The sequence below is a fragment of the Chryseobacterium indologenes genome (assembly GCF_001295265.1).
In the GTDB taxonomy this organism is placed as follows: Bacteria; Bacteroidota; Bacteroidia; order Flavobacteriales; family Weeksellaceae; genus Chryseobacterium; species Chryseobacterium indologenes_A.
On the sequence record NZ_LJOD01000009.1, the window covers coordinates 75,942 to 88,475 of the forward strand.

Here is a 12,534-nt window from a genome sequence, read left to right on the forward strand (position 1 = left end):
ATAGCTGAATATAATCATAAAAATAGAAAGCATATCTTCAGTGTTTTTAATATCTCATCGATTTCCGTACATAGTAAATTCTTTTATCATAGTCTTCGTCTACAATCATGACGTGCGTTCCGTGTTCCAGCTTCACTCCATTTTCGCTTTTTACCATCAGGGTCATCGGGTCACTTCCGATAAAGACTTCCATCATTCCTATTTTATCATCCTGAATGCCGGATTTCAGCCTTCCTTCTCTTCCCAGAAAATCATGGGCTACTTCTCCTTTATGGTTTATTTCTTTAAAAAATGGATTTAAGGGCTTCAAAATCAGCTTTGTCAGAAGCATTCCTGCAATCAGCAAAGGAAATAAGGCTAAAATTCCCAGCCATGTAGGCAGCTTTACGAAATAATTCAGATAAAACGATCCTAACCACGCGATCAGAAGTGACAGGGTAAGGAAATAGGTCATAGGAACAATATCCAGATTAAGAAATTTCAGGAACTGCATCCATGCGGAGGCATCGTGATCAGCAACATGAACATGTCCGTCCGGAGAATCTGTACCGGTATCCAGGTCATGATGTATTCCCACGTCAATATCCAATCCGGTGAGTATGGTAAATATCCAGTAAATCACGGACAGGGCCAGCAAAACGCTTAATACGGTATTTACCGGGGAAAATGCTGTGTTTAAAAATTCCTGAAAGGTCATATCAGCCTTTTTTAAGTGTTTCTTTTAATCTGTTTAAAGCTTCTTCAGCTTCTGTATCTTTGGTACTGACCATGGCATCTATTTCTTCATCAATGCTTTTTCCTGCTTTTGAAATATCGGCATAGGCTTCTGCAACGGCTTCCTGCTGTACCACTCTTTCTTTAAGCTTTTCCAGCATGGTTACGGCACTGCTGGTATCCATCTGGGTCATTTTCCGGTTGATATCTCTGGTTGCCTCACTTACCTGAACTCTTGCTTTTAAGGTAATGAGTTCATTTTCCCATTTGGCAATACTGGATTTCAGATGGGCAATACTGGTCTGCATTTTCTCACAGTCGGCCTGAAGCTTTTCATGCTCTTTCTGTAGTGTGGCTGCATTTTCTTTAGAAGAAGACTGCCTTTTCAGGGCTTCTTTGGCCAGCCGGTCAGCTTCCTGAGGATTTGCTTCTCCTCTTTCTGCCTTCTGAACGATCATTACCGCTTTGTTATAGTAATCTTCAGCAACCTGCTTTTCTGCTTCGGCTGCATTTTTTTTTCGGATAGCCAGGGCTTTCAGCTGTGCCAGGGCTTCAATACTTTTGCCCAGTTCTTCTTTCATTTCCCGGATTCCCTGTTCGGTTAAGTTGATGGGGTCTTCAAAGCTTTCGATCACCGAATGGATCTCTGCCTTTCCTATTGTTAATAATCTTTTAAAAATGTTCATGACAATATCTTTTGTGAATTACTTACTCATTTCAAGCATTTCGTTGGCAAATTCCCCTACAAGAATTCCCAGTGAGTTGATGGAGGCCATTACTTCGTTTTGTGCCATATTATCGGTAGGAAGGGTATCTCTGAAAATCACCCGCTTTCCCGTGTGGTCCAGAACAAATGCTCCGTGTACGATATCCCTGTTTTTCTGAAGCAGGATTCTGTATGTTTTTTCGGTAGGATTTTTTATTTCGAAAAGAAACTGCTCCATGATCAGTATGGAATCAGATACAATAAGGATCATATTCTTGATTCCGTTGGATTCTTTCTCTATGATTAAAATTCTCTGAGCTTCATCTTCCAGCGTGATATTAAACTCATAATCTAACAACCACTCTTTGACTGTTCTAAATATTTGATTTTTCATGATGGCTGGTTTAGTTGTTTAAAATTCTTTACACAAATATAAAATAAAATTTTCAAAATGCAAATATTTTTAGCATTCATTTGTTTGATATTTGTCTATATTTGCAAAAAAGATTAGACAAAATGAGCTTTTTCGGAACCAATATCAAGAAAATAAGACAGGTTAAAGGGCTGAGCCAAAAGGCTTTTGCTGATCTGTTCGACTTAAACAGAGGAGTCATCAGTTCTTATGAAGAAGGACGTGCCGAGCCTAAAATTGAAACGATTCTGAAAGTAGCAAACCATTTTAACCTGAATCTTGATAAATTACTGACTGAAACCTTACAGGTAAATCAGTTAGCGAGTGTTTCCGATATTGACCAGCTTATGTTTTTCCCTGAACTGGCCATAAAGAACACTGCTGAAAAGGCCGCGGAATCGGAAAACAGCTCAGCCAACTCCAGTATAGTGCAAAAAATATTAGCATCTGTTGATCTTGTATATGAATTCACACCCCAGAACTCTTTGCTTTCACCTTATCATTACGGTGATATCTTATTTCTCAATAAAGCAGAATATAAAAAAGATTCGCCTGCCACCCTTTTCACTCTTACAGAAGGCGGCTTACAGTATGCTTCAGAAGATCATACAGACCTTTATAAAGTTGTAGGATCGGTTTCTACTTCGGAAAAAAATATTTTTACAGATATTCTGGAGAGGCTCGATTTATTAGAAAAAAGTATCGGCAAAAAATAAAAAAGGGGAATAAGTCCGGATATTTTACAAAATTCGGTTTAATAAGTACGTTTTAAGATCTCCAAAGGCGTTTCGTTATTCCTGAAATACAAGATTGTATCTAATATTATATCTTTAAAGTATCAGACTATATTGTAACTTGCATTAAGCACAAAACACCAATCATTATAAAAACAAAAACTCTCCGCCAGATTGACAGAGAGTTTTAAAGCACGATTAGTGCGGATGAAGGGACTCGAACCCCCACGCCTCACGGCACCAGATCCTAAGTCTGGCGTGGCTACCAATTACACCACATCCGCGGGATTTTCTGTTGGCAAATATAGGGCTTTAATTTAAATTTACAAAACAAAAACCCTGAGTATTCGGTAAAAAACACCAAGTATTTGATAGTATATAGATTAGAGTTCTGTAATTTTTTGTAGCTTAGTATTATTGAAAAACTGTATTTCATCTGTATATGAAACAAAAATTTCTGTCAGCTGACATACAGGAAAAGTTTTCAGCTTACAATACCCAAACTAAAACTGCCATGAAACCCATCTTTTCTCTTTACTTTCCAGAAACTAATCCTTTCAGCCCTATTACAGGATTAGAATTTTCGACCAGCTCTAGCTGTTATAGCATCCCCGTAAAAAGCAGTTTAAATTAATGAATTAACACTTTTAATGAGAAAACAAAAAGAGAAATACGTGAAATGCCCATGCTGCTCCATAGAGAAGCCCAGAACAGAAATTACAGTCTGTCTGTCGATTCTTGGAAAGATCATCGTGAAACACTATGAAATGTCCGCTTCTGATGCTTATGAAATGTTGATTGACAGTAATTATATATGGGCCTGTGACGACTGTTTAAACCGTAAAAAAGCCATTGTTGCATTTCCCACATTCCAAAATAATGAGCTGGATTCTTATTTGGCTTACTACGATACAGACGTCACCTGCAGAACGTGCGGAACAAAATTTACATTTACAAAAGAAGAAAAAAAACTCTGGTATGAAACATTAAAATTCAGAATGGAATCAATGCCGGTGAATTGTTTACCATGCAGAAAACAAGTCCGTTTGCTGAAAGCTCAAAACAACACCCTTTCTGAGATCCTCAAAAAAGACGCCCATGAAATTTCAATTGAAGAACTTAAAACTTTAGTTGATATTTACACCCAGTGGGATAAGCAGGAAAAAGCAACATATTACGAAAGGCTTATCACGAAAAAGCTTAAATCATTATAATATTCACAGACCATGAAACAGTTCTCCAGAATTCTAATTGTTATACTGACTATTATCAGCTCTTTATTACTTTTAGCCATGATCATTACCTGCATTGCTATGAACGTAAGTTACTGGGGCAGCACAATGGGTAATGAGGCATCCGGATTTTATAACGCTGCGGTATTGATGACTTTCTTTATAAGTCTGCCCACAATAACTTTATGGTACATTTTATTGCAACAAAGAAAACAAAACATCAACTCTAAATAACCCAACAATGAAAATCATTATGGCTTCCCTGCTCATGCTGATAAGCATTCTGTTTATGTCGAAAAAAGAAACCGGCAGCGGAATTGAGGGCACGTGGAAAATGAATCTGTATACTATGGATTCAGATACTCTTTATGTTGAAAATTCTGAAAAGTATACGCTCAGTTATTTTGAAAAAACCCTGAAAAATCTTGCAGCTACTGACGAAAAAAGAAATAAAATTAAAGCTGAAGGCCAGAAATTATACAACCAGTTTAAAACCGTTGAACTGCAAATCAGTAAAAATACTATTCATTCTTACCGGTCCGGCGGAATGCTGACGGAAATCAATTTAAAGTATAAATTGATTGACGGGAAAATTATTCCCGATGAGAAAGGAAATCAAAAACACCAATATACCATTGATTTTGATAAAAACACTGATATTCTGACCATAAAACAGGGTGGCCCTGACATGAAAATAATAAACAGGTATTCGAGGGTGAAAAAATAATATTTTGTGTTAAATTACATTGAAAACAGCATAAGGTCAGTAATACAAAGATGAAGTGCACTGAAAAAAAGATTGAAAATTTTACGATTACTGAAACTCCTGATAAAGTAACGGTTGATTATAAAAAAACGTCTAAAGACTGTTTTGATGCTGCTATTACCGTTATTATTGGAATTCTTATTTCAATTGCTACTTATTTTTTACTCTTTCAGGGCATCAAAACAATGAGCTATATCACTATAGCCGGCGGACTTATTTTTGCTTTTCAGGCAGTTTACCAAACGATTTCAGGAATTTCCCGGGTTTTTCAACCTGTAAAAAATCTTTTAATTATAGATAAAAACACGAAGAAACTTATTTCAAAACACAGCTTGCTCTCATCAAAGACATTTCTATTAGATGAAGTTGAAACTCTTCTTGTGATCGGACAAAAAGAGAAAATTTTCACAGGAGAGCAGCTAAAACGAACGTATTGCACCATCACTCTAAAACTGAAAAATAATTCAGCGGAACAGCTCTTCATCATTAATACCAACCGATTCTTCCAGATCTCTTCAAAGAAAACCGAAACCGAATTGTATACACAGGCAAAACGACTGACTTCAGAGTTAAATAAACATCTGAAACTAAATTACACGTGATCCGGATAGCACGAAAAATAAACCAAATTCCTTTTAATACCATTTAAGCAGCTTCTCCATATGAAATTCATAATCTTTACTTTATTCCTTATTCCCTGTCTTCTTTTGTCGCAATCTTCTCTTGCTGACAACCAGAATTCCCGTTTTTTCGATTTTGATCAGATCGATCATTATTCCATAAAAATAAGTACTGCTGAAATTTCTGAAATGGAGTTTAAAAATCAGAAAAAAGATGCTTTCCTTTTGGAGATCATCAGAAGAAATTACCCTGAGAAAACAGACGATGCTATCTCAAAAACATTAACGGATCACGGTTTTAGCATAAAGACTGTAGATAAGGCCCTATATCCTGAATTAACCGATATTTTCAGTGAAAAAGAATGCAGTGATCATATTGGCGGAGGTTTTTGCATTCCGACTTTCAGAGATATTCTGGTTTTCCGGAAAGATCATCAAGTAGTCGGGGTTGTTAAAGTATGTTATCAATGTCGTTTTGCCATTCTAAGAGGAACACAAAAAAATGTGAGGAACTTTGGAAGCTGCGGGGATTTTCTGAGGCTGGAGAAGTTACTGGAGAATAAACCATGATTCCATCTGAAAATTACTTGTAATCAAACCTGTCTTCATCTGGGTACCAATAAGTATCTAAAGCTGAAGTGAAAGTACCGTTTTCATAGGCTTCCAAATAATCTTCTAAACTGCCTGATGTACCAAAACCAACCACCCTGCCTGTTTCTTTTTCTACCAAGAAAGGGGCATTGCCTACCAATGACTTATTAAAGTTTCCCGTTAAAATAGATTCCTTAGAATTAAAGGAATAAATATTACCATATGGTTTTTTAATAATATTATCATATAGCATTGGTTCAATACTTTTGTCTACGACTCTTCTTATAAAACGCTCGGCTATCTCTAGCATTTCTTTATCTGTTAACATAAAACTAGTTTTTTAAATAGCTACTCTTTGATTTTTGTATATTTAAGTTCTAAAGTTGATTTGATACAGTTGAAAGTTTTTATATAAACTGTGGGGAGGGATAATCCGGTGAATTATTTAAGTTGAACCTGCTACATATTTCCAGGTAACTTTTAAACATAAAAAAACCCTCTGTAACTTATGTTAACAGAGGGTTTTAGTACCCCGGGCGGGACTTGAACCCGCACGCCAAAAGAGGCACAGGATTTTAAGTCCTGCGTGTCTACCAGTTCCACCACCAGGGCATGGTGTGGAGCGAAAAACGGGATTCGAACCCGCGACCCCAACCTTGGCAAGGTTGTGCTCTACCAGCTGAGCTATTTTCGCATAGTGCGGATGAAGGGACTCGAACCCCCACGCCTCACGGCACCAGATCCTAAGTCTGGCGTGGCTACCAATTACACCACATCCGCAGTTGCTTTTTTATATTTTTAAACTTAAAGAGCTTGTTTCGTTTTTGTGAGTGCAAATATAGGGCATTTTCCTTTACCTCCAAACTTTTCAGGAAAAAAAATTAAAATTTTTACATTTTTTTTCTGTAGGACCTGATATTACATTTCATTTTCTTACTTTTACAACGTTAATAATTACAATATGGAATTACAAGGAACGGTAAAGAAACTTTTTGATGCTCAGACTTTTGCGAGCGGTTTCCAAAAGAGAGAAATGGTTATTTTAACCCAGGAACAGTATCCACAGCCGATAAACATAGAATTTTTATCTGATAAGATCAGTTTATTAGATAACCTTAAAGAAGGTGAGAACGTAAAAGTAGGAATCAACATCAGAGGAAGAGAATGGGTTTCTCCACAGGGTGAAACGAAATATTTCAACTCTATTACAGGATGGAGAGTAGAAAAAGTATTTGATAATGCTTCTGAACCTACCCAGGCGGCTCCGTCTCAATCTGCAGCTCCGGTTTCCAACGAAAACCCTTTCGCGGGTGATGATGATGACGATTTGCCATTTTAATTAGAAAATAAAGATCAAATATAAATCCTGCTTTTTCAAGTGGGATTTTTTTTCAACAATGTTCCGATTAGACGAAAACGAAATCTCTTTCCCCGACCCGGAAGTTTATGATGGCCATGAAGGATTAATTGCTATTGGAGGCGATCTGTCCATAGAGCGTGTATGGTTTGCCTATCAACTGGGTATTTTTCCATGGTTTAATCCCGGGGAGGAAATACTATGGTGGTGCCCCGACCCCCGATTTGTTCTGTTTCCTCATGAAATAAAAATTTCAAAATCCATGCGGAAAATACTGAGCCGGAATGTTTTTACTTTTTCAGAAAACCGGAACTTCAGAGAGGTTATCAGAAACTGCCAGCAGGCCAGCAGAAAAGGACAGACCGGAACCTGGCTTTCGGACGAAATGATGGAGTCTTTCATTAAACTGCATGAATACGGCCTTGCCAAGAGCATCGAAGTATGGCAGAATGATGAACTGGTAGGCGGATTTTACGGGCTTCAGATCGGAAATGTATTCTGTGGAGAAAGTATGTTTGCCAAGGTAAGTAATGCTTCAAAAGCAGGCTTTATCCACTTTGTAGAAAGCAACAAGGACAAACTTGATCTTATTGACTGTCAGTCACATACTGATCATCTGGAAAGTTTAGGAGCCGTAATGATCCCTAAAAAAGAATTTTTGAAAATTTTACATAAAAACAATGAACGCAGATAAAGAAAAATGGATCCTTCTGATAGTATTAAGCATTATCTGGGGATCATCGTTTATTTTAATTAAAAAGTCTCTGGAACATTTCAATCCATACCAGGTAGGAGCGCTCAGGGTACTTATTGCGGGAATTATTCTGATGCCGGTTGCCATTTCAAAATATAAACTTTTCCCTAAAAAACATCTGAAATGGCTTATTCTGGCTGCATTTACCGGAAATTTCATTCCTATGTTCCTGTTCCCGATTGCCGAAACGGAAGTAAGCAGCAGCATTGCCGGGATCATCAATTCTATGATGCCGATCTTCGTCATCATTGTAGGAGCATTAGTCTGGAAATTTGAAACAACAAAACAGCAAGTTATAGGAACATTAATCAGCTTTACAGGAGTCTGTTTACTCGCTTTTGGAGGGGGAGACGGTGAGGATGGGAAATTTAAGCTTATCCCGATACTCCTTCTGTTGCTGGCCACCTTGTGTTATGCAATGAGTACAACTACGGTAAAGTCTAAGCTTATGGAAGTTTCGTCCACCGTTTTATCGGCTTTTGTATTTTCGTTTGTTTTATTTTTTCCTTCCGTGATTGCCTTAACGTTTACAGGCTTCTTTTCTACGTTCAGCTTTACTAAAGGTAATATGCTGGGACTGATGTTTGTAAGCCTGCTGTCAGTCTTCGGAACCGGGCTGGCCATGATGATGAATTACAGGCTGCTGAAAGTATCCACACCTCTTTTTGCCTCAACCGTAACCCTGCTGATGCCTATTGTAGCCATTGCCTGGGGTTTTCTGGACGGTGACAGACTATCTTTGATGCAGTTTGCAGGGGCGGGTATCATCATTGCCGGACTCATCTTTTTAAGGGCAAAACCTAAGAAATAAGAAAGCCAGAAGAGGGAGAATGGAAGTTATTTTATACCTTCTTCAAAATATATAATCTTTGGTTTTCTTCAACGCAAAGTTTTCATTCTGATACCGCTGATTTCAGGGAGCTAAGATTGGAATCAACTCCGTTGATTTGATGAAGCGAATGTTTTAATCATCCTCCAAGTCAGCGACAAAGTCATTATTCTCCCTGCTACCTTAGAATAATCAATCTGCATGACTGACTCAGGCAGCAGAAACATTAAACCGTTGAAATTAACCCTTCCGCACAAAATAAAAGCCTGAAGGTATTCCTCCAGGCTTGATTATTCATTAATTTCTTCTTATGAATTTTTCTTTTTCAGCTTTGTTCTTGCTTTCTTCACCTCATCTTTGATGAAAGGATATTTTTTCTGCATATCCTGTACAAGAGATGAATCAAGGCTTAGGGCTTTCTGAAGAGATTCTGCTCCTTTTTCCTGGTTTTTAAGGTTCAGGTAACAGTTACTCAGCTGATAATACAATTCTGCTCTGTTATGTGCTTTTACAGCTCTGTTCAGAATGGTTACCGCTTCTTCATATTCTCCTAAAAGCATCAGCACTTCTGAATAGGCATACCAATTATAAAACCTTGTAGGTTCGGCATCTACCAGTTTTTTAAGGCAATAAAGGCTTTCTTCAAACTTTCCTGAATCGATGAACAGAAAAGCCAGTCTTTTCTGATAGTCAAGATTATTTTCATTCAGCATGGTGGCTTCCTTGGCAAAATGAAGGGCTTCAGACATTCCTCCCATTTCTTCGTAAAGGTAGGACTGCTCCATCATCGCGAGATAGAACTGAGGATCTTCTCTCAACGATTTCTGAAATGCATTAAGGGCTAATATAGGCTGTTTCTGAGCTTTATAGCACAATCCTATTTTATAGAATGTGAAAGCCTTGGTATATTCCAACTCAAGCATTTCCTCATAAACCTCCACTGCTTTGTCATATTGTCCCAATGCCTCATAACAGGCTGCTTTATTAGCATATACTCCTACAGAATTTGAATTGATGGCTAAAAGATAATCATAGCCTTTTATAGCTTCTTCATAATTCTTACGGTTGAAATAGAACTGTCCGTATTCAAACCATGCGATTTCAGAATAGGAAAATTCATCTAAATACTCATTAAGAAAGGCAATAGCCTCCTCGCTCTTATTCAGGTCGCTGAAGCAGATCATACAGTTTTCTAGCGAATATTCATCCGTAGGATCTTCTTTCAGTGCTTTTCTGTAGTGCTTAAGAGCGTTAAAGGGGTCTCCCAGGTTCACATATTCGTCTGCAATAAAGTTGTGAAGGAAGTTTTCTTCTTCTTTCAGTTCAAGTGCTTTTTTACAGATTTCAATGGATTTTCTGGGGTTTCCCAGATTCGAATAATACTTGGCATAGCAGACCATGAAGTCTGTGTTCTCCATTGATGAGCCTTTCAGTTCGTCAATAAGATCCTTTGCCGTATTATAATCTTCCCACTCCAGAAGAATCTCAAGTCTTTTGATCTTGATATCTAATGAATTGGGATGAAGCTTAAGGCCATAGTTAACAGCATTGTCTGCGTAGTTAAAATCTCCCAGCTCCAGATAATAAACAATAATATCTTCCAACTCCTCGGTATCGAAGTAGAATTCATCATTATTTTCCATCATTTCCTCGAACTTTTTTACCAGTTCATTTCCAAAATACTCTTCCAATAGTGTCTTCTCTGTCGGCCTGATGTCTGAATATGCTTGCAGACCTCGGCAAACCTTGTTTTAATTAATAATACAAAACTTCTGAAACTGAATTTCAAATGTTTATGCAAAGTTGCAACTTTTTTTTGAATTACCTGTTTCGTAAATTTCTATTTTAAAGATAGCAAAAAAAGAAAACAATACGAAAAGATTGTGGATAAAAAAAGGAAAATATGGATAAGAAATGAAGAAGGGAGCGGGAAGAGGAAGGTTATGGAGGTATGAAGGATTACAGGAAATCCTTTAAACTAATGATCCATAAGACCATTATCTGTTTAAAGCAGAGCAGTGTCTTCCGGTCTCTTTTTTCCTACTTCCTGTCTTTAAATGATAATAACCAGCCTTTTTCCACCCGGAATTTCTTTATTCCAGATTGTTGCTATGTCTTTTATATCTGCGGTTTCAGTATCTATTTTAATTGTTCCGTCTGCTGCTGCCTGAAACATTTCCGGGATGATCTCTGAGAACAAAAGTTTTGATTCCTCAGGCGTCCAGCTTCCCAGCCCCGATCCGGAAATCTGGATATCCGTTCCTCTCAGGATCTGTGAAGATAACTGAATGGTATCCCCGCTCATACCTCCTACTGAAACCAGTTTTGTTTTATGGGAGAAAGTCCCGTTTCCTTTCATGGCAGCCAGAATCATTTCCACAGAATGTCCCCAGATGTAATCCAGAACAATGTCAATAGGTGTTTCGCTGTGAATTGCCTGTATTCTTTTTTTGAAATCTTCATCCTGCAGTTTTAAAGAAACCTTTTCATCTGCACCCAGACTGAAGAGGGATTGTAATGATTCTTCATTTCTTCCGGTTACAATAATTTTTCCGGCACCATACAGTTTTGCGATCTGAACAGCAATTTTCCCGGTGACTCCGGTGGCTCCATTGATCAGAACGGTATCTCCCGGCTTCATTCCGGCTTTGAATTTCAAGCCCATCGCTGAGCCCATCACGGCGTTAGGAAGTGCAGATGCTGTAACAAAATCTAATGTTTCAGGAACCGGAACGATAAAATTACGATCTGCCATAGCTTTTTCTGCTACGGTTCCTTTTTTGCTGAAAAAATATACTTTCTGTCCGTTTTCCAGGTATCCGACCCCATCTGTTCCTATAATCCCAGGTTGATGGGTTTCAGTGCTTACGGAATAATGATTTCCACCGGCTATAGCTCGGTCCAGATTTTTAATAGAGGCTGCTTTCACCATCACCGGAATTCCTTTCTCTGTTATTTCAGGATCCGGAAAATCTGCATATTGGGGAATATCTCCTTTTTCAAATACAACTGCTGCTTTCATTACGTTTAATTTTTGTACAAAATTAGATTTAGCAGCTGTCAGGATGCAATAACATTTGTTATCAGTTTCAGGAGAGAATATGGTGGCTTGACGAGGAAATTTTATTATCGTCCAGGACAGCTAATGGTTTTTCAAATTAATAATCATAGGGGCAGAATCGTATTTTTAGAGAAAATCTAACTTCCATCCTCCCTTTCCAGCTACTTTTCTTTCAAAATGGCGCTTTTGATCCTGCTCAGGTGTACCGTAGTAATTCCTAAGTACGATGCAATATAATGTTGGGGAATTCTCCTGATGATTTCGGGGCGTTCTCTGGCCAGATTGAGGTACCTCTGTTTCGGGGTATCTTTAATGAATGAGAAAAAATGTTTCATATAATCAAAAACCCTTTCAAACAGGGAATCCATGAACATACTCCTGAGCTCTCTGTCTTCATACACTTCTTCCAGAACTGCATCTGCATCAGATTTACTGATCCTCCACAAAATACAGGGTTCTATCGTCTCAAAAGAAACCATGCCGGGAAGGCCTTTTATGAAGCTTTCCAAAGAAGAAAACATGGTATTTTCCATGAAGAACTGAAAGGTTACATCTTTTCCGTCATTATTATACCAGGCTCTTACCACTCCTTTTTCTATGTAATAAGCATGTTCAGATTTTTCTCCTTCCCGGAGAAGCAAGGTTTTGGCCGGAACTTCCATACGGTGGAAACAGCGGAGAAATTTCCGCCATTTTTCTTTGGAAAAGAGAAACCGGTCCTGAATATGCTCGAACATATGAATATCAAGAAAAAAGAA

15 protein-coding genes and 4 tRNA genes are annotated in these 12,534 nt (G+C 37.9%); 8 read left to right on the plus strand and 11 right to left on the minus strand.

Annotated features, from left to right (window positions below; all coding sequences use genetic code 11):
- Positions 1 to 46: 46 nt before the first annotated feature.
- Genes AOB46_RS13920 through AOB46_RS13930 form a run of 3 tightly spaced genes read right to left on the minus strand, consistent with a single transcriptional unit; the run spans position 47 to position 1,814 of the window.
- Positions 47 to 697 (minus strand): hypothetical protein, encoded by a 651-nt coding sequence (locus tag AOB46_RS13920; protein ID WP_062700385.1) that lies wholly within the window; start codon positions 695 to 697, stop codon positions 47 to 49.
- A gap of 1 nt (position 698) precedes the next feature.
- The gene (locus AOB46_RS13925) at positions 699 to 1,400 is read right to left on the minus strand and encodes a PspA/IM30 family protein (RefSeq protein WP_062700387.1); all 702 of its coding nucleotides are present in this window, start codon (positions 1,398 to 1,400) and stop codon (positions 699 to 701) included.
- 18 nt (positions 1,401 to 1,418) lie between these two features.
- Positions 1,419 to 1,814, minus strand: coding sequence for a YbjN domain-containing protein (locus AOB46_RS13930; protein ID WP_062700389.1), 396 nt, complete (start codon positions 1,812 to 1,814; stop codon positions 1,419 to 1,421).
- Between the two features lie 122 nt (positions 1,815 to 1,936).
- On the opposite strand from AOB46_RS13930, the gene AOB46_RS13935 reads away from it, so the two are divergent.
- Positions 1,937 to 2,548 (plus strand): helix-turn-helix domain-containing protein, encoded by a 612-nt coding sequence (locus AOB46_RS13935; protein WP_062700391.1) that lies wholly within the window; start codon positions 1,937 to 1,939, stop codon positions 2,546 to 2,548.
- A gap of 220 nt (positions 2,549 to 2,768) precedes the next feature.
- Here the strand turns inward: AOB46_RS13935 and AOB46_RS13940 are convergent.
- A tRNA-Leu gene (locus tag AOB46_RS13940) sits at positions 2,769 to 2,850 on the minus strand.
- 366 nt (positions 2,851 to 3,216) lie between these two features.
- Here AOB46_RS13940 and AOB46_RS13950 point away from each other — a divergent pair.
- The 4 genes from AOB46_RS13950 (at position 3,217) to AOB46_RS13965 (ending at position 5,754) form a co-directional block, all read left to right on the plus strand.
- Positions 3,217 to 3,780: a zinc-ribbon domain containing protein gene (locus tag AOB46_RS13950; protein WP_062700401.1), complete on the plus strand. Its 564-nt coding sequence runs from the start codon at positions 3,217 to 3,219 to the stop codon at positions 3,778 to 3,780.
- A 259-nt stretch (positions 3,781 to 4,039) separates the two neighbouring features.
- Entirely contained in the window at positions 4,040 to 4,525 is a 486-nt protein-coding gene (locus AOB46_RS13955) for a hypothetical protein (RefSeq protein ID WP_062700403.1), read from the plus strand.
- Between the two features lie 50 nt (positions 4,526 to 4,575).
- Entirely contained in the window at positions 4,576 to 5,166 is a 591-nt protein-coding gene (locus AOB46_RS13960; protein ID WP_062700405.1) for a hypothetical protein, read from the plus strand.
- Between the two features lie 60 nt (positions 5,167 to 5,226).
- Positions 5,227 to 5,754: a hypothetical protein gene (locus AOB46_RS13965; protein ID WP_062700407.1), complete on the plus strand. Its 528-nt coding sequence runs from the start codon at positions 5,227 to 5,229 to the stop codon at positions 5,752 to 5,754.
- 13 nt (positions 5,755 to 5,767) lie between these two features.
- On the opposite strand, the gene AOB46_RS13970 is transcribed toward AOB46_RS13965, so the two are convergent.
- The 4 genes from AOB46_RS13970 to AOB46_RS13985 all read right to left on the minus strand — a co-directional run bounded on the left by AOB46_RS13970 (position 5,768) and on the right by AOB46_RS13985 (position 6,555).
- Positions 5,768 to 6,103: a hypothetical protein gene (locus AOB46_RS13970; RefSeq protein WP_062700409.1), complete on the minus strand. Its 336-nt coding sequence runs from the start codon at positions 6,101 to 6,103 to the stop codon at positions 5,768 to 5,770.
- A 200-nt stretch (positions 6,104 to 6,303) separates the two neighbouring features.
- A tRNA-Leu gene (locus AOB46_RS13975) sits at positions 6,304 to 6,387 on the minus strand.
- A gap of 6 nt (positions 6,388 to 6,393) precedes the next feature.
- Positions 6,394 to 6,469 (minus strand) — tRNA-Gly (locus tag AOB46_RS13980).
- A gap of 4 nt (positions 6,470 to 6,473) precedes the next feature.
- Positions 6,474 to 6,555 (minus strand) — tRNA-Leu (locus AOB46_RS13985).
- 181 nt (positions 6,556 to 6,736) lie between these two features.
- Here AOB46_RS13985 and AOB46_RS13990 point away from each other — a divergent pair.
- From AOB46_RS13990 to AOB46_RS14000, 3 genes are read left to right on the plus strand one after another with little or no spacing between them, the layout of a single operon-like run.
- Complete coding sequence (locus AOB46_RS13990) at positions 6,737 to 7,114, plus strand: DUF3127 domain-containing protein (RefSeq protein WP_062700412.1); 378 nt, start codon at positions 6,737 to 6,739, stop codon at positions 7,112 to 7,114.
- Positions 7,115 to 7,172: 58 nt separating this feature from the next.
- Positions 7,173 to 7,826 carry a leucyl/phenylalanyl-tRNA--protein transferase gene (gene aat, locus AOB46_RS13995; RefSeq protein WP_062700414.1) on the plus strand — a complete coding sequence of 218 codons (654 nt, stop codon included), beginning with the start codon at positions 7,173 to 7,175 and terminating at the stop codon, positions 7,824 to 7,826.
- Positions 7,813 to 8,697: a DMT family transporter gene (locus AOB46_RS14000; protein ID WP_062700424.1), complete on the plus strand. Its 885-nt coding sequence runs from the start codon at positions 7,813 to 7,815 to the stop codon at positions 8,695 to 8,697. The genes aat and AOB46_RS14000 overlap by 14 nt, the downstream gene beginning before the upstream one ends.
- A 326-nt stretch (positions 8,698 to 9,023) precedes the next feature.
- Here AOB46_RS14000 and AOB46_RS14005 read toward each other — a convergent pair whose 3' ends face one another.
- The 3 genes from AOB46_RS14005 to AOB46_RS14015 form a co-directional block, all read right to left on the minus strand.
- Positions 9,024 to 10,406, minus strand: a complete 1,383-nt coding sequence (locus tag AOB46_RS14005) for a tetratricopeptide repeat protein (protein ID WP_062700427.1) — start codon at positions 10,404 to 10,406, stop codon at positions 9,024 to 9,026.
- A gap of 362 nt (positions 10,407 to 10,768) precedes the next feature.
- Complete coding sequence (locus AOB46_RS14010) at positions 10,769 to 11,737, minus strand: zinc-binding alcohol dehydrogenase family protein (RefSeq protein WP_062700429.1); 969 nt, start codon at positions 11,735 to 11,737, stop codon at positions 10,769 to 10,771.
- Between the two features lie 200 nt (positions 11,738 to 11,937).
- Positions 11,938 to 12,513 (minus strand): Crp/Fnr family transcriptional regulator, encoded by a 576-nt coding sequence (locus tag AOB46_RS14015; RefSeq protein WP_062700431.1) that lies wholly within the window; start codon positions 12,511 to 12,513, stop codon positions 11,938 to 11,940.
- Positions 12,514 to 12,534: the final 21 nt, after the last annotated feature.

Coding starts and splice junctions, on each gene's coding strand:
- AOB46_RS14000 (WP_062700424.1), top strand. CDS start 7,813: ATGAACGCAGATAAAGAAAAATGGATCCTTCTGATAGTATTAAGCATT.
- AOB46_RS13960 (WP_062700405.1), top strand. CDS start 4,576: ATGAAGTGCACTGAAAAAAAGATTGAAAATTTTACGATTACTGAAACT.
- AOB46_RS13935 (WP_062700391.1), top strand. CDS start 1,937: ATGAGCTTTTTCGGAACCAATATCAAGAAAATAAGACAGGTTAAAGGG.
- AOB46_RS13970 (WP_062700409.1), bottom strand. CDS start 6,103: ATGTTAACAGATAAAGAAATGCTAGAGATAGCCGAGCGTTTTATAAGA.
- AOB46_RS13950 (WP_062700401.1), top strand. CDS start 3,217: ATGAGAAAACAAAAAGAGAAATACGTGAAATGCCCATGCTGCTCCATA.
- AOB46_RS13925 (WP_062700387.1), bottom strand. CDS start 1,400: ATGAACATTTTTAAAAGATTATTAACAATAGGAAAGGCAGAGATCCAT.
- AOB46_RS13955 (WP_062700403.1), top strand. CDS start 4,040: ATGAAAATCATTATGGCTTCCCTGCTCATGCTGATAAGCATTCTGTTT.
- AOB46_RS13965 (WP_062700407.1), top strand. CDS start 5,227: ATGAAATTCATAATCTTTACTTTATTCCTTATTCCCTGTCTTCTTTTG.
- aat (WP_062700414.1), top strand. CDS start 7,173: ATGTTCCGATTAGACGAAAACGAAATCTCTTTCCCCGACCCGGAAGTT.
- AOB46_RS13930 (WP_062700389.1), bottom strand. CDS start 1,814: ATGAAAAATCAAATATTTAGAACAGTCAAAGAGTGGTTGTTAGATTAT.
- AOB46_RS13990 (WP_062700412.1), top strand. CDS start 6,737: ATGGAATTACAAGGAACGGTAAAGAAACTTTTTGATGCTCAGACTTTT.
- AOB46_RS13920 (WP_062700385.1), bottom strand. CDS start 697: ATGACCTTTCAGGAATTTTTAAACACAGCATTTTCCCCGGTAAATACC.
- AOB46_RS14015 (WP_062700431.1), bottom strand. CDS start 12,513: ATGTTCGAGCATATTCAGGACCGGTTTCTCTTTTCCAAAGAAAAATGG.
- AOB46_RS14010 (WP_062700429.1), bottom strand. CDS start 11,737: ATGAAAGCAGCAGTTGTATTTGAAAAAGGAGATATTCCCCAATATGCA.